Annotated in this window: 19 protein-coding genes and 1 tRNA gene; 10 read left to right on the top strand and 10 right to left on the bottom strand. The window is 64.2% G+C overall.

Annotation, left to right across the window (positions count from 1 at the left end):
• Window positions 1–64 precede the first annotated feature (64 nt).
• The 4 genes from RFN28_RS12770 to RFN28_RS12785 all read right to left on the bottom strand — a co-directional run bounded on the left by RFN28_RS12770 (window position 65) and on the right by RFN28_RS12785 (window position 5,580).
• Complete coding sequence (locus RFN28_RS12770) at window positions 65–1,237, bottom strand: efflux RND transporter periplasmic adaptor subunit (RefSeq protein ID WP_320287688.1); 1,173 nt, start codon at window positions 1,235–1,237, stop codon at window positions 65–67.
• A 365-nt stretch (window positions 1,238–1,602) separates the two neighbouring features.
• Window positions 1,603–3,024, bottom strand: a complete 1,422-nt coding sequence (locus tag RFN28_RS12775; protein ID WP_320287689.1) for a coniferyl aldehyde dehydrogenase — start codon at window positions 3,022–3,024, stop codon at window positions 1,603–1,605.
• A gap of 122 nt (window positions 3,025–3,146) precedes the next feature.
• Complete coding sequence (locus tag RFN28_RS12780) at window positions 3,147–4,277, bottom strand: patatin-like phospholipase family protein (RefSeq protein ID WP_320287690.1); 1,131 nt, start codon at window positions 4,275–4,277, stop codon at window positions 3,147–3,149.
• 202 nt (window positions 4,278–4,479) lie between these two features.
• Entirely contained in the window at window positions 4,480–5,580 is a 1,101-nt protein-coding gene (locus tag RFN28_RS12785) for a citrate synthase/methylcitrate synthase (RefSeq protein ID WP_320287691.1), read from the bottom strand.
• A gap of 93 nt (window positions 5,581–5,673) precedes the next feature.
• Between RFN28_RS12785 and RFN28_RS12790 the strand changes: the two genes are divergently transcribed.
• A complete protein-coding gene (locus tag RFN28_RS12790) occupies window positions 5,674–6,819 on the top strand; it encodes a citrate/2-methylcitrate synthase (RefSeq protein ID WP_320287692.1) in 1,146 nt (381 codons plus the stop codon).
• A 197-nt stretch (window positions 6,820–7,016) separates the two neighbouring features.
• On the opposite strand, the gene gap is transcribed toward RFN28_RS12790, so the two are convergent.
• Together gap and tkt are read right to left on the bottom strand one after the other, a co-directional pair.
• The gene (gene gap, locus RFN28_RS12795) at window positions 7,017–8,027 is read right to left on the bottom strand and encodes a type I glyceraldehyde-3-phosphate dehydrogenase (RefSeq protein WP_320287693.1); all 1,011 of its coding nucleotides are present in this window, start codon (window positions 8,025–8,027) and stop codon (window positions 7,017–7,019) included.
• 209 nt (window positions 8,028–8,236) lie between these two features.
• Window positions 8,237–10,228, bottom strand: a complete 1,992-nt coding sequence (gene tkt / locus RFN28_RS12800) for a transketolase (protein ID WP_320287694.1) — start codon at window positions 10,226–10,228, stop codon at window positions 8,237–8,239.
• Window positions 10,229–10,490: 262 nt separating this feature from the next.
• Between tkt and RFN28_RS12805 the strand changes: the two genes are divergently transcribed.
• The 3 genes from RFN28_RS12805 to RFN28_RS12815 all read left to right on the top strand — a co-directional run bounded on the left by RFN28_RS12805 (window position 10,491) and on the right by RFN28_RS12815 (window position 11,994).
• The gene (locus tag RFN28_RS12805) at window positions 10,491–10,763 is read left to right on the top strand and encodes a DUF4164 domain-containing protein (protein WP_040973690.1); all 273 of its coding nucleotides are present in this window, start codon (window positions 10,491–10,493) and stop codon (window positions 10,761–10,763) included.
• 4 nt (window positions 10,764–10,767) lie between these two features.
• Window positions 10,768–11,133 (top strand): cell division protein ZapA, encoded by a 366-nt coding sequence (locus RFN28_RS12810; protein WP_320287695.1) that lies wholly within the window; start codon window positions 10,768–10,770, stop codon window positions 11,131–11,133.
• A 201-nt stretch (window positions 11,134–11,334) separates the two neighbouring features.
• A complete protein-coding gene (locus tag RFN28_RS12815; protein ID WP_320287696.1) occupies window positions 11,335–11,994 on the top strand; it encodes a peroxiredoxin in 660 nt (219 codons plus the stop codon).
• Window positions 11,995–12,208: 214 nt separating this feature from the next.
• On the opposite strand, the gene rpoH is transcribed toward RFN28_RS12815, so the two are convergent.
• Entirely contained in the window at window positions 12,209–13,120 is a 912-nt protein-coding gene (rpoH, locus tag RFN28_RS12820; RefSeq protein ID WP_040973687.1) for an RNA polymerase sigma factor RpoH, read from the bottom strand.
• Window positions 13,121–13,331: 211 nt separating this feature from the next.
• The gene (locus RFN28_RS12825) at window positions 13,332–14,336 is read right to left on the bottom strand and encodes an RluA family pseudouridine synthase (protein ID WP_320287697.1); all 1,005 of its coding nucleotides are present in this window, start codon (window positions 14,334–14,336) and stop codon (window positions 13,332–13,334) included.
• A gap of 102 nt (window positions 14,337–14,438) precedes the next feature.
• Here RFN28_RS12825 and RFN28_RS12830 point away from each other — a divergent pair, with 102 nt between their 5' ends.
• From RFN28_RS12830 to tolA, 6 genes are all read left to right on the top strand, one after another.
• Entirely contained in the window at window positions 14,439–14,822 is a 384-nt protein-coding gene (locus RFN28_RS12830; protein WP_320287698.1) for a fimbrial protein, read from the top strand.
• The gene (locus tag RFN28_RS12835; protein ID WP_320287699.1) at window positions 14,819–15,232 is read left to right on the top strand and encodes a VOC family protein; all 414 of its coding nucleotides are present in this window, start codon (window positions 14,819–14,821) and stop codon (window positions 15,230–15,232) included. Before RFN28_RS12830 ends, RFN28_RS12835 begins: the two co-directional genes overlap by 4 nt.
• Window positions 15,233–15,318: 86 nt before the next feature.
• Window positions 15,319–15,393, top strand: a tRNA-Glu gene (locus RFN28_RS12840).
• Window positions 15,394–15,986: 593 nt separating this feature from the next.
• Window positions 15,987–16,568, top strand: a complete 582-nt coding sequence (locus RFN28_RS12845) for a VOC family protein (protein ID WP_320287700.1) — start codon at window positions 15,987–15,989, stop codon at window positions 16,566–16,568.
• Between the two features lie 22 nt (window positions 16,569–16,590).
• Window positions 16,591–17,499 carry a glutathione S-transferase family protein gene (locus RFN28_RS12850; RefSeq protein ID WP_320287701.1) on the top strand — a complete coding sequence of 303 codons (909 nt, stop codon included), beginning with the start codon at window positions 16,591–16,593 and terminating at the stop codon, window positions 17,497–17,499.
• 306 nt (window positions 17,500–17,805) lie between these two features.
• Window positions 17,806–18,186: a cell envelope integrity protein TolA gene (gene tolA / locus RFN28_RS12855; RefSeq protein ID WP_430677912.1), complete on the top strand. Its 381-nt coding sequence runs from the start codon at window positions 17,806–17,808 to the stop codon at window positions 18,184–18,186.
• A 63-nt stretch (window positions 18,187–18,249) separates the two neighbouring features.
• Here tolA and RFN28_RS12860 read toward each other — a convergent pair whose 3' ends face one another.
• Both RFN28_RS12860 and RFN28_RS12865 read right to left on the bottom strand, forming a co-directional pair.
• Window positions 18,250–18,462 (bottom strand): hypothetical protein, encoded by a 213-nt coding sequence (locus RFN28_RS12860; protein ID WP_320287703.1) that lies wholly within the window; start codon window positions 18,460–18,462, stop codon window positions 18,250–18,252.
• 189 nt (window positions 18,463–18,651) lie between these two features.
• Entirely contained in the window at window positions 18,652–18,999 is a 348-nt protein-coding gene (locus RFN28_RS12865; RefSeq protein ID WP_320287704.1) for a hypothetical protein, read from the bottom strand.
• Window positions 19,000–19,201: the final 202 nt, after the last annotated feature.

Consider the following 19,201-nt stretch of genomic DNA (forward strand, 5'->3'; position numbering starts at 1 on the left):
TGCTGTTTCTTGGGAGCCGCGACATGGGCCGGCGGCGCCGGGCAACCCGGCGCCGGCGGTCGCGCTACTGCGTGCCGGCGGAGGCTTCGCTGATCAGCTTGCTGATGGTCGCCTGGTCGGCCTCAACGGGCTTCACCACATCGCCCTCCTTCACCAGTTCCTGGCCGGCGACGATGATGCGAGCATCCTGCGGAATGCCGCCAAGCACCAGGCCATGCGGCGTATCGTCGACCAGATCGATCGGGAAGAACGCGACCTTTTTGTCCGTGCCGACGGCGCGGATGCCGAGATCGCCCTTGTCGCCCAGCGTCACCACCGAGCGCGGCAAAAGCACCGCATCGGTCGGCTCGGCGCTGAGCGTGATCTCGGCCGTCATGCCGGCGGGGATGGAGCCGTCCCCATTGGGGATCGCCACCTCGACACGGAAGGTACGGGTTTGCGATGAGGCATCGCGGCTGATATAGCGCACCTTGCCGGTGACCTTCTGGTCGTTGACCAGGCGCACATCAGCCTCGTCGCCGATCTTGATATAGCGCAGGTCGCGCTCGCTGATCTCGCCGCGCGCGATCACCGGATCGAGCTTCAGGATCGTCGCCACCTCGCCGCCCTGCATGACGGAGCTGCCGAGCTCGACCGGCACGCGGTCGATGACGCCGTCGAACGGCGCCTTCACTTCGTTGCGATCGAGTTCGGCCTGCGCCGTCTCCAGCATCGACTGCGCCGCCGTCAGGTTCGAGCGGGCGGTGTCGAGCTGCAGCTTGGGCAGGTTGCCGGTCTTGGCGAGCTGCTCGGCGGCATCGAGCTCGGCCTTGCGCTGCGCCAGCAACTGCCTGGCGTTGTCGACATTCGAGACCTTCTCCTCGGTGGCCAGCATCAGCACCAAATCGCCCGTCTTGACGTGCTGGCCTTGCTTGACCGGCAGCTTGTCGATGACGCCGGCGACGCGCGTGGCAAGCACCGCGCGCTTGTCGGCCTCGGTCAGGCCGGAAATGCGGATGGCGCGCGCATAGGTCTTGCGCGGCGGCGTCACCACCGCGACGGTGCGCGGCGCCGCCTTCGGCTCGGCCTCGGCGGTCTTCGGCTTGGCGGCCCCAGACTGCGTGGCCTTGCCTGCTTCTCCTGCCTTCTGGTGGTCGGCGGCGCTGCCCACGGACGAGAACTCGCCCGTTGCCATCCAGGCAGCAAATCCGATGAGCACAGCAATGGCTGCAAGTTTGTGAAACCTGATTTTCGGCATCGTCATTTTCCGTTGCGGGCTTGGCGAGGTCAGCGCCTTCGACTCCCGGGCGCGCGGCCGATATGGGTGCGCGCGAAGCCATGTTCAATTTGCCGTGATCGGCGAAGCGCGCTTCTACCGCAAAGTTGCGGCGCAATATAGTGAGAAAAATTGCAGCATCATTGCGTCTCCAGCCGCGACGAGCCGGCTTTTTTCCTTTTTTCTGACATCCGACTGCCCGGCTTTTCCCGGCCGGGATAGATTTTCCGCACGTTTGAATGCTCAGTGGCAGTAGATGTCAGTATGATGCGGATTTTTTTCCCGCAATGACTTCTGCAGCAGCACAGACACTGCGTGGAACGCAGCCATCCCGAAATTAAATCCTGTCAGGTGATCAGGTTGAGCAACCGGAACAGCCGCTCGAATGTCCTGCCATAGGGTGGCCTCAGCAGGCCGCCAGCGCTGAGCCTCGATTGGACGAAGATCGGCTTTTCCTTACTGAAGGTGCGAAAACCCCATTCGCCATGATAGGCGCCCATGCCGCTTTCGCCGACGCCGCCGAATGGCTGCCGCTCCTGCACCAGATGCATCATGCAGTCATTGACCGTCACGCCGCCGGCCACAGTTTCCCGCATCACCCTTCGGCGATTGGCGCTGTCCTTGCCGAACCAGTAGAGCGCGAGCGGGCGCTCGCCGCGGTTCACGTGTTCGATGGCGTCATCGACCGTGCCGTATTCGAGGATCGGCAGCACCGGCCCGAAGATCTCTTCGCGCATCAGGCGCAAGGTCTCGCTGGCGTTCCTGACGAGGACGGGCGCCATCTTGCGGTCGCTCACACCAAGCTTTTCATTTGCAGGGTTGACTTCGGTGACATCGGCGCCGCTTTCGCGTGCCTCGGCGATCATTTCGCTCAGGCGCTGGTGGTGCCGCTCGCTGATGATCGCCGTGTAGTCCGGGTTGTCGCGCAGGCGGGGATAGAGCCGCGCCATCGCGGCGGCGAGCTTCGCGGCGATCGCTTCACCTTGTCCTTGCGGGACCATCAGATAGTCCGGCGCGATGCAGGTCTGGCCCGCATTCAAAAGCTTGCCATAGGCGACGCTTGCGGCGGCCGCGTCGAGGTCGCAGGACGCATCGAAGATCACCGGCGACTTGCCGCCAAGCTCGAGCGTCACCGGCGTCAGGTTGGCGGCCGCGGCCAGCGCCACCTGGCGGCCGATGGCGGTCGAGCTGGTGAACAGGAGATGGTCGAAAGGCATCGACACGAATGTCTTGCCGACCTCGGCATCCCCGACCACCACGCTCATCTCCTCGGGAGCGAACTGCTCCTCGACCAGTCGGGCAAGCAGTTCCGAAAATTTCGGCGTCAGCTCCGACGGCTTGAGCAGCACGCGATTGCCGGCGGCTAAAGCGGCGGTCGCCGGCGCGATGGCCAGCTGGAACGGATAGTTCCAGGGCGAGACGATGCCGACGACGCCGAGCGGCTGCGGCAAAAGGCGGTTGCGCCCGGGCAGGAACGGCAGGCTGGTGGCGACGCCGCGCTCGCGCATCCAGCCCCGCAGATGCCGCATGGCGTGCCTGATGCCGGCGCGAACGACGAACAGTTCCGCAAGCCGCGTTTCCTGTGCCGCCCGGCCGGAAAAATCGCTATCGATCGCCGCGCAGATCTCGGCCTCGTGCTTTTCGGTCAGCGCCAGCAGGCGTCTCAGCCGGTCCTTGCGCACTTCGAGGCTCGGGAACGGCTCCTTCTCGAAGGCCCGGCATTGCGCTTCAAACCTGACCCCGAGGGAGTTCTGTCTGGTCTGCAGCATCACCACCTCCCGTTTACGTCGAGGTAAGCTACTCGCCCTGCATGGGTGAATCCAGCGCATCGCCGGTTCCGCGAGGTAAGTTTCAGCGCCAACTAAAACGTGCGCGCGGAGTTTGGAGCGGCTTAGGCCCGGCGGCGTGTTGCCTCCGTCCTCATGTGGGCGGCGAGGAACTCCTTGACCCGCCGGCCCGGCGCCGGGCCGCGCATCGGCTTGAAGCCGTCGTCGAGCTCGCCCGACAGGTCGAGCGTCGCCCGTTTGCCGACGGCGTCGTAATTCTCCTCCAGCCAGTCGCTGGCGGCACTTCGGCCGAGGTCGCGCAGGTAGGCGAGGAAGGCCCATTCGGCATTGACCTTGGACGAGGCCGACAGGTCCTTGAACGCCTCGTCGGCATCGATCCTATGCATGCGGATGTCGCGGTACTCGCCATGCGGCAGGCGGCCGGCCGCGATCAGCTCCTTGATAAAGGCGATAGCGCGGAATTCGCGCAAGAGTCCGGCATTGAAGGTGATCTCGTCGATGCGGTTCTGGATCTCGTTGGCGCTTTTCGGCGTGCCCTCGCGCACCACCGGATTGATCTGCACGAGCAGCACGTCCTCGGTCGCTGTGGTCTTGAAAAAGGGATAGAGCGCCGGGTTGCCGCCATAGCCGCCATCCCAATAGGGCACGCCCTTGATCTCAACGGCGCGGAACAATTGCGGCAGGCAGGCCGACGCCATCACCGTGTCGAGGTCGATCTCGCCATCCGAGAAGACGCGCAGCTGTCCGGTCTCGACATTGGTCGCCGAGATGAAGAGCTCCATCGACTTGCAGGCGCGCACGTTGCGGAAGTCGATTTGTTTCTCGACCACATCGCGCAGCGGGTTGAGGCCGAGCGGGTTGGCGACGTAAGGCGAGAAGACCCGCGACATGGTGTCGAAGAAGAGGTAGCCCGGCGTGTTCTCGATCGACCAGTTGCCCCAGACGACATCCCACGGCATGCGCTGCACCGGGCTGAAGCGCCCCTTCGAGGCGACGGCGCGCCAGAAATCGTCGAGCTTCCTGCGCGCGCCCTCGACGCCGCCGCGCACGAAGCCGTCAGCCAGCGCCACTGCGTTCATTGCGCCGGCGCTGGTGCCGGACACGGCAGCGATCTCCAGCCGCCCGTCCTCAAGCAGACGGTCGAGCACACCCCAGGAGAAGGCGCCATGCGAGCCGCCGCCCTGGAGCGCGACGTTGATCTTCTTCTTGTCCTCCGCCTTGCCGTTCTTCGCCATGGCGTTCCTTGTCTCGACGCTTTGGCCTGCCCTTGCGTCGCTTGGGCAGCCGCTGCCATCAGCTTATGTTGCAGTGCAGCATATAAGGACGAACCAAGGCAAGAACACGAACATGGTCGTATGATCACATGAAATTTCGGTCATAAAAAACCTCTCGTTCGCTCAGGAACGAGAGGTTTGGAACGAAACCCAGCCCGCGACGTCAGGCGACGAGATCGGGCACCGGCCCGACATAGCGCGACTGCGGCCGGATCAGGCGGCCGGTCGCCTGCTGCTCGCGGGCGTGCGCGATCCAGCCGGCGACGCGGCCGGCGGCAAAGACATTGGAGAACGCCTCTTTCGGGAAGCCGGCGGCCTCGAGCAGCAAGGCGGTGAAGAATTCGACATTGGTCTGGATCGAGCGCTGCGGCTTGGCGACCCGCAGCACTTCGAGCGCGGCCTGTTCCACCGTCTCGGCGAAGGCCAGCCGGCTGCCCGTCTTCCGGTTATTCATCTCTTTGCGGGCGCCGAGTTGGCGCACGACAGCCTTCAGCACGTCGGCGCGCGGATCGCGCACGCGGTAGATGCGATGGCCGAAGCCCATGATGCGCTCGCCGCGCGCGATCTCGTCGCGCAGCCAGGCGGCGGCGTCGCCGCTCGCCTCGATCGCATCGAGCATCTCGATCACCGGCCCCGGCGCGCCGCCATGCAGCGGGCCCTTGAGCGCGCCGAGCCCGGCCAGGATCGCCGAGGTCAAACCCGCCTGCGTCGACGCCACCACTCGTGTCGCGAAAGTCGAGGCGTTGAGCCCGTGGTCGCAGACCGTCACCAGATAGGTGTCGAGCGCCTTGGCAAGCGCCGGCGATGCGACGCCGCCAAGCATTCTCAGCATGTCGGCGGCATGGTCGGCGCGCGCGTCCGCAGGAAGAGGCTTCTCGCCGCGGGTAAGGCGCAGCAGGGCCGGCGTCAGCACCGCCGGCGCCGCGATCAGCCTCAGCGCATCGGCAAGTTCGTCGCCGTCCGGCAGCAGAGCCATGCCGGCGCGCATGGCGCTGTAGATATCGAGCGGCGCCAACTGGTCGAGCGCTGGCCGCAGCCGCTCGAAAACCTCGACGCGGGCATTGCCGATTGCCTTTTCCAGCTCTCTATCGCCGGGCAGCTCGTCGAAAAAGCCGTCGAACAACAGGCGGATCACCTGGCCGTAGCGCCAATGGCCGGTCAGCTCCGCCAGAGAATGGCCTCGGATGGTGAGATGTCCGCCGGCGCCGTCGACATCGGAAAGCACGGTGTCTGCAGCGACAATATCATCGAGCCCGTTTGCCATGATTGTCTCCTTGACCTTTCGAGCATCGCAATTAATGCTGCCCAATTGATGCATCAATCTTGATCAACAGAATCAATGTAAGGCAGCAACTGCATGTCCGAATGGCTGACCCGGGAGGAAGCGCTGGCGCGGCTCAACGTCCGGCCGCAAACGCTCTATGCCTATGTCAGCCGCGGCCGCATCGGCATGCGGCCGGACGGAGCCGACCCGCGCCGCAGCCAGTACCGCGCCGACGACATTGCAGCGCTCGCCACCCGCCGCGCACGCGGACGCAGCCCGCAGGCGATCGCGGAAAGCGCCATCGCCTGGGGCGAGCCGGCCATCACCACCGCCATCTCGACGGTTCTGCATGGCCGCCTCGTCTATCGCGGCAAGGACGCCGTGGCGCTTGCGGCGACCGCGACGCTGGAGGAAACCGCAAGCCTGCTTTGGACCTCCGACACCCCGGCATCCTTCGCTTCGCTGACCCTGTCGACCGTTCGGGAGAGCGGCACCCCAACAGCCTTTGCGCGACTCTCGGCGCTCGCGGCCGCGGGCTGGCCTACGCTCGGGCGCAGGCCGGCCATGCTGCAGCAGGACGGCGCCAGCGCCACGAGCGTCCTGGCGACATCCCTCGGCTCAAGCCCGGGGGCGGAGCCGGTGCACGAAAGGCTGGCGCGCGGCTGGTCGGTCGACGCCGCCGGCGCCGATCTCATCCGCAAGGCGCTGGTGCTGCTCGCCGATCACGAGCTCAACGCCTCGACCTTCGCCGCGCGCGTCGCCGCCTCCACCGGTGCGCCGATCGCGGCCTGCCTGCTAGCCGGCCTCGCCACGCTTTCCGGCCCGCGTCATGGCGGGGCGGGCGCGGCCGCCATCGCCCTTGTCGAGGACGCTGAGCGGCTAGGGCCGGACGAGGCGATCGCGCGCTGGCTCGCCCACGACCGGCCGCTGCCCGGCTTTGGTCACCAGCTCTATCCCGAAGGCGATCCGCGCGCGGAAACCCTGCTGCCTGATGTCGAAATCGACGACGGCCTGTTGCGGCTGCGCGACGCCGTCCTTGCCGCGACCGGTCTGCGTCCAAATGTCGATTTCGCGCTGGCCGCGCTGACGCGGAGCCTGCATCTGCCCGCCGACGCGCCGTTCCGCCTGTTCGCGCTCGGCCGCAGCGTCGGCTGGACGGCGCATGCCATCGAACAGGTCACCAGCAACAGGCCGATCAGGCCGCGCGCCCGCTACGACGGACCGCTTGGGCCTGAATGACGGCTCAGGGCAACCACTGGAGATAGAGCGGTTCACCGTTTCACGGAAACGCTGAACCGCTCTATCTCTTTGTTTTCACGCAATTCCGGACGGAAAACTGTTACACACTTTTCCTGGAATTGCTCTAGCGGAAGCCTGCATCAACGAAAAACGCCCGGCCGAAGCCGGGCGTCTCGATAGTGAAGCGGTGCCCAGGATCAGGCGATGGTCTTGCCGAAGGCGACGGCCGTGTCGCCCATGCGGTTCGAGAAGCCCCATTCATTGTCGTACCAGGACAGGACCGAAACCAGGTTGCCGTCCATGACCTTGGTCTGGTCGAGCGCCGCGATCGAGGAATGCGGATCGTGGTTGAAGTCGATCGACACGTTCGGGTGATGGGTGACCGAAAGCACGCCCTTCAGCTTGCCCTTGGAGGCGGCGATCAGCGCCTCGTTGATCTCCTGCGCGGTGGTCGAGCGCTTGGCGATGAACTTGAGGTCGACGACGGAGACATTCGGGGTCGGCACGCGGATCGAGATGCCGTCGAGCTTGCCCTTGAGGTCGGGCAGCACGAGGCCGATCGCCTTGGCGGCACCGGTCGAGGTCGGGATCTGCGACAAGGCCGCCGCGCGGGCGCGGTAGAGGTCCTTGTGCATGGTGTCCAGCGTCGGCTGGTCGCCGGTGTAGGAGTGGATCGTCGTCATCATGCCCTTCTCGATGCCGACGGTCTCGTGCAGCACGGCGGCAAGCGGCGCCAGGCAGTTGGTGGTGCAGGACGCGTTCGAGATGACGATGTGGTCCTTGCTCAGCTTGTCGTGGTTGATGCCGTAGACCACGGTGAGATCGGCGCCTTCGGACGGAGCAGAGACGATGACGCGCTTGGCGCCGGCGGTCAGATGCGCGGCGGCCTTGTCGCGGGCGGTGAAGATGCCGGTGCATTCGAGCGCGATGTCGACGCCGAGCTCCTTCCAGGGCAGCTGGGTCGGATCCTTGATGGCGGTGACCTTGAACTTCTCCGCGCCGACGGAGATCTGGTCGCCGTCGACCGTCACTTCATGCGGGAAGCGGCCATGCACGCTGTCATAGCGCAAGAGGTGCGCGTTGGTCTCGACCGGGCCGAGGTCGTTGACGGCGACGACCTCGATATCCTTGCGGCCGGACTCGTGGATCGCGCGCAGGATGTTGCGGCCGATGCGGCCAAATCCGTTGATGGCAACTCTGACGGTCATTTTTCTCTCCCTAGGGGGCTGGAAAGCGGATGGTCCCGCAGCTTCATAACGGCGGGCGGGCAAAGAATCCAGCCGCAGAAGCCCGAATTTAAATCGATTAGGTTGGTCCAGCCCGGCACAACCCATTGAATGGTTTCGCCGGACTGGGGCCTTCCTGCTTCTATATGTCGCTCAAAACCGCTGTGCGCTTTTGAGCGACATGCTTTGGCTCACTTGCTGTGCAGGCGTGCTTCCACTGCCTTTGCCGCCGCCTCGGCGGTGATGCCGAAATGCGGATAGAGCTGCTCGATCGAGCCGGAGGCGCCGAAGCCGGTCATGCCGATGAAGATGCCGTCGGTACCGATGATGTGGTCCCAGCCCTGGCGAACGCCGGCCTCGATGGCGACCTTCACCCCGGCATTGCCGATCGTCTTCCTGCGGTAGTCCTCGCTCTGCTGTTCGAACAGCTCGAAGCAGGGCACGGAAACGACGCGCGTCGGATGGCCGTGCTTTTCGAGCAGCTCGCGGGCGCCGAGGGCAACCTCCACCTCCGAGCCCGTCGCGAAGATCGTCACGGCGGCCTCGCCGTTTGCCGCGGCGAGCTCATAGGCGCCGGAAGCGCTGAGGTTCTGCTCGCTGAATTCGGTGCGAACGGTCGGCAGGTTCTGGCGGGTCAGCGCCAGCGTCGACGGCGTCTTTTCGGACTTCAGCGCCAGCTGCCAGCATTCCGCCGTCTCGACCGCATCGGCCGGGCGGAACACGTTGTGGTTCGGAATGGCGCGAAGAGCTGCGAGATGCTCGACCGGCTGGTGCGTCGGGCCATCCTCGCCGAGGCCGATCGAGTCATGCGTCATGACGAAGATCGAGCGGATGCCCATCAGCGAGGCAAGGCGCATCGACGGGCGGGCATAGTCCGAGAAGCAGAGGAAGGTGCCGCCATAGGCGATCAGGCCGCCATGCAGCGTCAACCCGTTGATCGCCGCCGCCATGCCGTGCTCGCGGATGCCGTAGTGGACATAGCGCTGGCCGTAATCGTCAGACGTGATGTTCTTGGTCTGGCTGGTCTTGGTGTTGTTGGAGCCGGTGAGGTCGGCCGAGCCGCCGATGGTTTCGGGAACCGCGCCGTTGATCACTTCCAGCGCCATTTCCGAGGACTTGCGGGTGGCGACCTTCGGCTTGTCGGCCGAGAGCTTCTTCTTGTACTCGCTGATCACGGCGTCGAAATTGCCCGGCAGCTTGCCTGCGAGGCGGCGCTCGAATTCGCCCTTCAGCGTGGCGTCGGCCTTGGCGAGCCGGCCTTCCCAATCGGCGCGCGCCTTGGCGCCGCTCGTGCCGACGGCCCGCCAGGCGTCGAGGATATCGCCCGGCACCTCAAAGGGCGGTGACTCCCAGTTGAAGAATTTGCGGGCGCCGGCGATTTCCTCGGCGCCGAGCGGCGAGCCATGCGCCTTGTTGGTGCCGGCCTTGGTCGGGGCGCCGAAGCCGATGGTCGTCTTGCAGGCGATCATCGTCGGCTTGTCGGAATGGCGCGCCGCCTCGATGGCGTAGGCGATCGCTTCAGGATCGGTGCCGTCGATGTGGCTGGCGTTCCAGCCGGAGGCCTGGAAGCGGGCGACCTGGTCGGTGTTGTCGGCGAGCGAGACCGGGCCGTCGATCGAGATGTTGTTGTTGTCCCAGAAGACGATCAGCTTGTTGAGCTTGAGATGGCCGGCAAGCGCGATGGCCTCCTGGGAGACGCCTTCCATCAGGCAGCCGTCGCCGGCCAGCACATAGGTGTAGTGGTTGACGAGGTCGTTGCCGAAGGCGGCGTTCATGATGCGCTCGCCGAGCGCGAAGCCGACAGAATTGGCAAGGCCCTGGCCGAGCGGGCCTGTGGTCGTCTCGATGCCGGCGGCATGGCCGTATTCGGGATGGCCGGCGGTCCTCGATCCGACCTGCCGGAAATTCTTGATCTGGTCGATCGTCATGTCCTCATAGCCGGTGAGGTAGAGGAGCGAGTAGAGCAGCATCGAGCCGTGGCCGGCCGACAGGATGAAGCGGTCGCGGTCAGCCCAGTGCGGGGCCTTGGCGTCGAATTTCAGGAAGCGGGTGAACAGCACGGTGGCGATGTCGGCGCAGCCCATGGGCAGGCCGGGGTGGCCCGAATTCGCCTTCTCGACGGCGTCCATGGAAAGGAAACGGATCGCATTGGCCATCCGGTCATGTTGTACACGCGAGGTCATGCTTCCTCCGGAAATTGGGGTTGGAGCCTTGGGAGAGCCCTTGGAAAGGACGCCGCGACACATAGCAGGCACGGCCTTTTAGTCAACAAATCGGTCGGCTTTTGCCAGGCTTGTGGTGGGGGCAGGCGCGTTACATTAGCGTTAGCGGGGGACAGTCGCGAGAGCTTTATTGACGCGCGCTTCACCCGGCGCCTAATCTTTCCAGGATAACGCGTTCTGAACGCGAGCGATTCGGTGATGGGCAGGGCATAGGACGAAGGCCATGACCGGGGAAACGACCCTCAAGGAAGTCATCGCCAGGCTCGGCAAAGCCATGGAAGGGCTGGAAAACGCCGTCGCGGCACGGCTCGAGCATGAGCGCGATTATTCCGAAGCCGAGGCCGAGGTGCAGCGCATGAACGCCGACCGCTCGCGGCTGGCGCAGGAGCTCGACAATTCCGAGGCCCGCGCCGAACGGCTGGAGGATGCCAACAAGGAAGTGTCGCGCCGGCTGGTGACCGCCATGGAAACCATCCGCGCGGTTCTCGACAGGTAAGCCAATGGCACAGGTGACGGTTTCCATCGACGGCAAGCAGTACCGCATGGCTTGCGACGAGGGTCAGGAGGAGCATCTGATCGACCTCGCCGAGCGCTTCGACCGCTATGTCATGCATCTGAAGGATTCCTTCGGCGAGATCGGCGACCAGCGGCTGACGGTGATGGCCGGCATCATGGTGATGGACGAGCTTTCGGAGCTCTCCAAGCGCGTCAAGGGCATGGAGAGCGAGGTTCTGACGCTGCGCAAGACGCGCGACGAGGCGCTGACCAAGGCCGACAAGAACGACAGCGTGCTGACGACGGCGCTCGCAGCGCTCGCGCAGCGCATGGAAGATCTGGCGGCGACGCTGGCAGTGAAGAAGGCTTAACGCGCCTCATTCAGCCTCCCAGCGCCCGCTACGGAAGTTCCTGCTGTCTTTTCCAGGAAAAGACGAAATTTTTCCGCTGCTTCCATCGCCCTGGCAGACACAAGCCTTTTGAACCGGACCGCCCAGCGGTATAGAAGGCTGAGCCAAGCCGGACGGGTTGGCCCGTCCCGGCGGGCATGTCACAGGGTAAGGGAGCACGTCATGAGCCTTCGTATCAACGATGTCGCGCCGGACTTCACGGCCGAGACCACGCAGGGAACGATCAATTTCCATCAGTGGATCGGTGACGGCTGGGCGGTGCTTTTCAGCCATCCGAAAGACTTCACACCGGTCTGCACGACCGAGCTCGGCACGATGGCCGGACTGGAAGGTGAGTTCAGGAAGCGCAACGTCAAGATCATCGGCATTTCGGTTGATCCGGTGTCGAGCCACGAGAAGTGGCATGCCGACATCAAGACCGCGACCGGCCAAACGGTGAACTATCCGCTGATCGGCGACAAGGACCTCAAGGTCGCCAAGCTTTACGAGATGCTGCCGGCGAGCGCCGGCGACACTTCGGAGGGCCGTACGCCGGCCGATAACCAGACCGTGCGTTCGGTCTACGTCATTGGTCCCGACAAGAAGATCAAGCTGGTGCTGACCTATCCGATGACCACAGGCCGCAACTTCGACGAGATCCTGCGCGTCATCGATTCCGTCCAGCTAACGGCCAAGCACCAGGTGGCGACGCCGGCGAACTGGAAGCAGGGCGAGGATGTGATCATCACCGCCGCCGTCTCCAATGAAGACGCGATCAAGCGCTTCGGAGCCTTCGAGACGGTGCTGCCGTATCTGCGCAAGACCAAGCAGCCGACGGCGTGAGGCGAATTGATATTCAGGTGATCTCGGCCTGCAAATGGCGGGTCCCTGCGCTTCCGGTGCTCACGTACCTTAAGTACGCTCCGCTCCGGTTCTCGGAACCCACCATTTTCGGCTCGGGCTAACCTGAATTTCAACACGCCTCAACACCGAAGGCTTGCAGACAACAAAAAGGCGGCGCCGGGGCGCCGCCTTTTTTGCTTCAATCTCAGGCTTGTTAAGCCGCCGGCTGCGCTTCGATGGTGCGCAGCGCCTGGCTCTGGCGCTTGGCGGCGGCCTTGACCGCGTCCTGCACCTTCTCGAAGGCGCGCACCTCGATCTGGCGCACGCGCTCGCGGCTGATGTCGAACTCGGCCGACAGCTCTTCCAGCGTCAGCGGCTCTTCGGCGAGACGGCGCGCCTCGAAGATGCGCCGCTCGCGGTCGTTGAGCACCGACAGGGCGCCCGACAGCATGGCGCGCCGGCTTTCCAGCTCGTCCTGCTCGATCAGCATCTCTTCCTGGCTTTCGTGGTCGTCGACCAGCCAGTCCTGCCATTCGCCGGACTCACCCTCGCTCGCCCTGATCGGGGCGTTGAGCGAGGCGTCGCCCGACAGGCGGCGGTTCATTGACACCACTTCGGCCTCGGAAACGTTGAGGCGCGTGGCGATCTCGGCGATCTGGTCGGGCTTCAGGTCGCCTTCGTCAAGCGCCTGGATTCTGCCCTTCACCTTGCGCAGGTTGAAGAACAGGCGCTTCTGGTTGGCGGTGGTGCCCATTTTGACCAGGCTCCACGAGCGCAGGATGTATTCCTGGATCGAGGCCTTGATCCACCACATGGCATATGTGGCGAGCCGGAAGCCGCGCTCGGGTTCGAATTTCTTGACAGCCTGCATGAGGCCGACATTGCCTTCCGAGATCACCTCGCCGATCGGCAGGCCGTAGCCGCGATAGCCCATGGCGATCTTGGCAACGAGCCGCAAATGGCTGGTGACGAGCTTGTGCGCGGCGGAAGTGTCCTGATGCTCGGCATAACGCTTGGCGAGCATGTACTCTTCCTGCGGCTGAAGCATCGGAAAGCGACGGATTTCTTCCAGGTAACGGGCGAGACCGCCTTCACCGGAAACGATACTGGGTAGTGACTGGGCCATGATTAGCGCCCCCTCTCTATTGGAGTGATGCCCCCGTAACGCGGCGGGCATGTGACGCGAATGCCAATCGGCTCATCCGCGGCAGCAGCTGTATATAGGAACAAAACCAGAAAGGACAGGCATTTGTTCAACACAAAACAGTGTGTCACGCTTAAGTGAACAACGCCAGTCAGGTTTTTTGATGGCTGGTTTGAAGCGTCTTGATGGCGGTTCAGAGCTTGCGGAAGCCGCCGACGAGTTCCTCCATATCCCTCGGGATCGGCGCCTCGAACCTCATCGTCAGATGGGTTGTCGGGTGTCGGAATTCAAGGAGCCAGGCGTGCAAGGCCTGCCGGGAAAACGCATTGACCGCGCTTTTCAGCGGTTCCGGCAGCCGGTTAGCCTTGGTGCGAAAGGCCTGGCCGTAATCCGGATCGCCGATCACGGGATGACCGATATGCGCCATATGGACCCTGATCTGATGGGTGCGGCCGGTTTCCAGCCGGCATTCGATCAGGCTTGCGGTGGCGAAGGCCTTCTGCCCTTCGCCGAAACGTTCGACCACGCTGAAATGGGTGACGGCGTGGCGGGCGTCGTCGCGGTCTTCGGGAACGACGGCGCGGCGGACGCGATCGGCGGCGCGGCCGAGCGCAGCGTCGACAGTGCCGGTCGGCCGCTGCGGGATGCCCCAGACCAGCGCCAGATAGGCGCGCTCGAGATCGCCGGTCAGGCCGTGGTCGGCAAAAGCCTCCGACAGCGCCTTGTGGGCGCGGTCGGTCTTGGCCACCACCATGACGCCGCTGGTCTCCTTGTCCAGCCGGTGCACGATGCCCGGCCGCCTGACGCCGCCGATGCCGGAGAGGCTGTCGCCACAGTGGTGGATCAGTGCGTTGACCAGCGTGCCCGTCCAGTTGCCGGCGCCGGGATGGACGACCAGTCCGGCCGGCTTGTTGATCACGATCAGCTCGTCGTCCTCATAGAGGATGTCGAGCGGAATTTCCTCGCCCCGAGGCTCGGCCGGCTCCGGCGCGGGCATCACCACCGAGACGCATTCGCCGGCCGCCATCTTGCGCTTGGCTTCCTCGACCGGCTTGCTGCCGATCGAGACCGCGCCCTGCTTGATCAGCGCCTGCACGCGGCTGCGTGAGATCGCCGGGCCGAGCTGGGCGGTGAGCCATTGGTCGAGGCGCTGGCCAGCGGCATCGGCGCCGGCTTCCAGCTCCACCGCTCCATTCAACTCATCGCCTGGCAATTCATCCTGTATCAAAATCGGGGCCCTATCAAAATTGCGGTGTCTTCGTTATGAGCGCTCATCGAAACCCATTGCGGATTGTTAGCCATGGCCCGGCCGGTCGCCGATGAAGATGAGGAAAAGCCGCTCGACCCAGCGGCCGAAAAGGTGCGCAGGAAGCTTATCCGCTTCATGATCGTCAATCTCGGCCTTCTGTTCCTCGCCCTTATGGTGGTGATCGGCGTCCTTGTCTACAAAGCCCGCAATGCGCCCGGCGCGAAGCCGGTACCGGTCTCCGATGTCCAAGTCCCGGCCGGGGCGCCGCTTGCCGGCGACATCGTGCTGCCGGTGGGCGCCAAGGTGGTCAGCCAGGCGCTGTCCGGCAACCGACTGTCGATCGACGCCGAGCTTGCCGACGGCAGCCGCGCCATCTTCGTTTACGACATTGCCGAGCGCCGCATGGTCGGCCAGTTTGCCATCCGCAACAAATGAGCGGTTCTGCCGAAAAGCGCAGCATTGCGACAGTAGCGCTCGTCGTCAGCAATTATGACGAGGCGATTGCCTGGTATGTCGAGCGGCTTGGCTTCGTGCTGACCGACGATGTCGATCTCGGCGGCGGCAAGCGCTGGGTGACGGTCACGCCACCAAACGGGCAGGGCGCGCGGCTGCTGTTGGCTCAAGCTTCGGGCGGGAGGCAGGCGAGCCGCATCGGCGACCAGACGGGCGGCCGGGTGTTTCTCTTCCTCGAGACCGACGACTTCGCCCGCGACCATCGGGCGATGCTTGGCAGGGGCGTGGAATTCCGCGAGGCGCCGCGGCAAGAGGCCTATGGCACGGTGGCAGTGTTTGCCGATCTCTACGGCAATCTGTGGGACCTGATCGAGCCGAAACGTCAGGCTTGACCAGGGCCGTCCAGCAAAGTCTGCGAACAGCCCGAAACCCCAGTTGCTTTTTCCCAGCCGTCATCTTATATCGCCGGTTCTTGAGCGCGCCCATCGTCTAGCGGTCAGGACACCGCCCTCTCACGGCGGTAACAGGGGTTCGATTCCCCTTGGGCGTACCAAGCTTTCCTCAGATTTGGCGCCAGGTCATTTACCAACCGGGGAAGCGGTTCGCATCCGGTTGAGGTCTTTCTTCATAGGACGCCCTCTCCAACAGCCGCGATAGGTGTTGGAGGTGCATCGATTGGGCATCTTCAAGCAACTGCAGAAAGTTGGAGGCCTTGCCTCGCGGCAACCGACGGCGCTTCAGTGCAGCGATGCGCGCTCGCTGGCGCTTGATGTGACGCTCGGCTTGTAGGACGTGCCGTTCCGCCATTTGGATGTCGTCGGCCAGTGCCATAACCGTAAACGGCGGGGCGGGCAGGGGGTTCCGCTGCCTGTGCCGGCCATCGAGCATGGCGCAACAAAGCCTTGCGCATTCTCCTTGCGACCGCCGATGGGTTGCCGGTGCGATGCCTTGGAAGTGTCGCCGCTTCTGGCGCAGCGCCTCGGATTGAATTAGCATCCGTTAATCAAAGTCCGGCCGCGATCCAGCAGGATGCGGAATGCGGAACCAGGGGAGCGAAGCCGTGCGGCGGTCGCCTGCCGAGCGCTATTTAACGGCGCCTGGCCATCTCGTCCGGCAGGCAGGCGCAGCGTGGCTGGGAGGAGCCAAATGCAAAAACTGCAGTCGCAGGGCGTTCATCACATCACGCTGGTCGGCGCCGATCGCCAAACCTCGATCGATTTCTGGGAGGGCGTGCTGGGCATGCCCTTCATCTTCGAGCAGCCCAATCTCGACAAGGCGAGCGAAAGCCATCTCTATTTCGACCCCGGCGACGGCCGGCTGATCACGGTCTTCACTGACGAGAGCCGGACCCCGGTCAAGCGGCGGACGCCGACCGATATCGGCTGCGTCCACCACATCGCCTTCTCGGTGTCGCGGGTGACCTTCCTGCAGGCAGTCGCGCGGCTCGACGAACGCGGCATCAAGCACAGCGGCGTCAAGGATCGCGGCTTCATGGATTCGATCTATTTCGAGGATCCGCTGGGGCTCTTGATCGAGCTTGCCTCCTACCGCTTCGAGCCGCCGGCCGGTTTCAGCCATGCCGACGTGCTGATGGCGGCGCACAAGATCCGCGTGGCCCGCGGCGACTACGCAATCGCCGAAGTCCACCTTGCAGACGCCATCCAGGTGCTGGTCGAGCGGTCGCGCCAAACATTGTCCGAGAACCGGGCGGCGAAGAATCCGTACTGAACAGGTCAGAGGGAGGACCAAGATGGCAAAGGCAGCCACAAAGGGAACGAAGAAGGCCTCGGCCAAGCCGGCCGGGAAGAAAGCTACCAAACCAGCGGCGAAAGCCGCAGCAAAGGCAACAACTGCAGCCAAGGTCTCGGCCAAGGCAGGCAAGCCGGCGCCTAAGACGACGGCAAAGGCCGCGCCTAAAACGACGGCAAAGGCCGCGTCCAAGGCCAAAGCGAAGTCGGCTAAGAAGCCTGCAGTCAAGCTCAGCATGCTGCGGCCGAGCGTCAACAACATGACGGTCCGTGTTTTCGCGCGAGCGGCCGGTCTCGATCATGCGGAGACCGACGCCTGGGGCCTCACGCGCACGCCGGAATTCCTGGCGCGCAATCCGGCGCATCTGACGCCGATGATCGAGGACAAGGGACTGCCGCGCGGCGTGCTTTGGGAAAGCTGCGCCATCATGCAGTATCTCGCCAACAAGCACGGGCTGGAGAAATTCTATCCGAAAGCGCCGGCCAAGCGGGCGATGGTCGACAGCGCCATGTTCTATCTGATCGGCACGCTCTATCCCTATGTGGCTAGAGCCACCTATCCGGCGCTCGGCTTTCCGCAATATGCCGGCGAGGTCGGCCACAGCGACGCCCAGCCCGACAAGAAATCGGAGGCGCAGAAGGCGGCCGCCGCCGCGATCGCCGAACCGCTGGAGGTCTTCCACAGCTTCTTCCGGGACGGCAAGCCGTTCATCGGCGGCAACAACCCGTCGATCGCCGACATCCGCCTTGCGGCGACGCTCGAGTTCCTGGCCGTCATCGACTACGCACTGCCCGGTTGGGCGCAGGACTACATGGCCGCGATCGAGAAGAAGCTCGGCAAGGCCTATGCGGAACCCGCGAGCGACGTGCGCGCCTACATCGCCCACGTGAAAGCGCAGGCCGGGGCATAGGATGACTGCGACGTTAGGGATTTGTTAACCAAAGCCCTGTCTAGTGTCTCAATCCTCGCTGCGACCACGGATGTACTGGCGCGATGGCGAGGCGAAGGAAAGGTCGGCCAGCGCCGGCCTTTTGCTTTTGTGGCGGCGGCCGTGCAGCCGCCGGCCTTTTGCTTTGTGGCGGCGGCCGTGCAGGCATCACGGCAACCTGATTTTGCAGATTTTACCGGTGTCAGTCCGGCTGAAATCCTATTGTCATCCTGCACGTTGATCGTACCATGCGAGCGGCGAAAGCGAGGAGGACCAGCGATGAGAGGCATGGCAAGATATTCGGCGATCGTCGGCGCGCTGCTGGCGCTGCCCTTTCCGGCGAATGCCGCGTCGCTCAACACCATGAATGAGGTCGGCATTGCCCTGCAGGCCTGCTGGACCCCGCCCGCCAATTCCGAAAATTCCTCGGTCACCTTGAGCTTCAGCTTCAAGCGCGACGGCACGCTGATCGGCCCGCCCAAGGCGACGGCCATCAAGGTCAGCGGCGACGACAAGGCGCGTCAGGCCTATGTCGATGCGGCGACCGCCGCCTTGCGCAACTGCCTGCCGCTCAGCTTTTCGCCGGCGCTTGCGCAAGGCATTCCGGGAAAGGTCTTCACGCTTCAGTTCAATTCGCCAAAAGGTACCGCCAAAGCAGTTCAGCAATAGAATCGCCGAACTGCTCAAATTCACCTTTGCGCGATTTCCAAGGGTTGCCTTAGCCGAAACGCATTACGTTGAACTGCGTCCGCGCCGGGCATTTGCGTGCTTTTTCAATTCCGGCATCTCGAAGACGTAGTCATTCCAGGCCGATTCCGGAATCTGTCCTGCCAGATAGCATTCCAGCAGCAGATTTTGCTCAGGAGTCAGCGCCCGCTCGTGATCCAGCCCGAGCGAATGGATCAGGTTCCTGGTCAGGCCAGAGACGGTGAAATGAACGGTCATCCTCAGTCTCCCTTGCGTTGCGCCGATAACGTCAAATGCCGGCCGAGGGTTTCATCAGCAGTTCGTGATCGGGGGCATCACGATGGCCACCGACCGATGGGAGCGCCAGCTACAAATGTCGACTTCAATTTCGCAAGCTTTGGCCAACAAGGGGTTGGCTGAAGCGGAGAACCCGATCGAAACGCGAGATTAGTCGCACACGACGCGATAGCGCCTGCCGGGTTCGCTGACATTGCGGCAGGCCAGCGCTTTCTCCGGGCGGGAAGCCGCCTCCGGCGGTTGGACATGCGCCTGCGGCGTTGCCGGCGCTGGCTTGCGGTATCTGCGCGGCACCGGTTTTGCCGGCTCGGGCGGCGCGGGAAAGACGCCGGCGGCCACCGGCGGCGCGCTCACCTGAGCCTGCTGCGGAGGCCTGTCCCAGACCCGCCTCACGTCGAGCTGCCGCGGAATGATCACCGTGCCGTCGTCGCTACGCGCGCAACCGCCGGCGGCAAGCAGCGCCGGGCAGAGAACGAAAGGCAGAATTCGACCGAACATCAGCAATACCCCCGCCGGTTTTATAGCCCGGCAGCGGTGGGTTCGCCAACGGACGGATTACCGCAGCAGGCATGGGACCAGCGTCTGACCATAGCGCGTCGCACTGAACGTTCTCAGGCGACGCGCTTTAACCGCTGCGCAGTTCTGGACGACACGCGTTCAACGGCAGCGGGTGTATCCGGTTCCGAATCGTTAAGGTTAG

The organism is Mesorhizobium album (assembly GCF_033977205.1).
Lineage (GTDB): Bacteria > Pseudomonadota > Alphaproteobacteria > Rhizobiales > Rhizobiaceae > Mesorhizobium > Mesorhizobium album.

Bases quoted from the DNA above. Each gene is read 5' to 3' on its own strand.
- tkt (WP_320287694.1), bottom strand. From the start codon at position 10,228: ATGACCTCGCGTGTACAACATGACCGGATGGCCAATGCGATCCGTTTC.
- RFN28_RS12815 (WP_320287696.1), top strand. From the start codon at position 11,335: ATGAGCCTTCGTATCAACGATGTCGCGCCGGACTTCACGGCCGAGACC.
- RFN28_RS12845 (WP_320287700.1), top strand. From the start codon at position 15,987: ATGCAAAAACTGCAGTCGCAGGGCGTTCATCACATCACGCTGGTCGGC.
- gap (WP_320287693.1), bottom strand. From the start codon at position 8,027: ATGACCGTCAGAGTTGCCATCAACGGATTTGGCCGCATCGGCCGCAAC.
- RFN28_RS12835 (WP_320287699.1), top strand. From the start codon at position 14,819: ATGAGCGGTTCTGCCGAAAAGCGCAGCATTGCGACAGTAGCGCTCGTC.
- RFN28_RS12775 (WP_320287689.1), bottom strand. From the start codon at position 3,024: ATGCTGCAGACCAGACAGAACTCCCTCGGGGTCAGGTTTGAAGCGCAA.
- RFN28_RS12790 (WP_320287692.1), top strand. From the start codon at position 5,674: ATGTCCGAATGGCTGACCCGGGAGGAAGCGCTGGCGCGGCTCAACGTC.
- RFN28_RS12780 (WP_320287690.1), bottom strand. From the start codon at position 4,277: ATGGCGAAGAACGGCAAGGCGGAGGACAAGAAGAAGATCAACGTCGCG.
- RFN28_RS12850 (WP_320287701.1), top strand. From the start codon at position 16,591: ATGGCAAAGGCAGCCACAAAGGGAACGAAGAAGGCCTCGGCCAAGCCG.
- RFN28_RS12860 (WP_320287703.1), bottom strand. From the start codon at position 18,462: ATGACCGTTCATTTCACCGTCTCTGGCCTGACCAGGAACCTGATCCAT.
- tolA (WP_430677912.1), top strand. From the start codon at position 17,806: ATGGCAAGATATTCGGCGATCGTCGGCGCGCTGCTGGCGCTGCCCTTT.
- RFN28_RS12865 (WP_320287704.1), bottom strand. From the start codon at position 18,999: ATGTTCGGTCGAATTCTGCCTTTCGTTCTCTGCCCGGCGCTGCTTGCC.
- RFN28_RS12805 (WP_040973690.1), top strand. From the start codon at position 10,491: ATGACCGGGGAAACGACCCTCAAGGAAGTCATCGCCAGGCTCGGCAAA.
- RFN28_RS12785 (WP_320287691.1), bottom strand. From the start codon at position 5,580: ATGGCAAACGGGCTCGATGATATTGTCGCTGCAGACACCGTGCTTTCC.
- rpoH (WP_040973687.1), bottom strand. From the start codon at position 13,120: ATGGCCCAGTCACTACCCAGTATCGTTTCCGGTGAAGGCGGTCTCGCC.
- RFN28_RS12810 (WP_320287695.1), top strand. From the start codon at position 10,768: ATGGCACAGGTGACGGTTTCCATCGACGGCAAGCAGTACCGCATGGCT.
- RFN28_RS12830 (WP_320287698.1), top strand. From the start codon at position 14,439: ATGGCCCGGCCGGTCGCCGATGAAGATGAGGAAAAGCCGCTCGACCCA.
- RFN28_RS12770 (WP_320287688.1), bottom strand. From the start codon at position 1,237: ATGCCGAAAATCAGGTTTCACAAACTTGCAGCCATTGCTGTGCTCATC.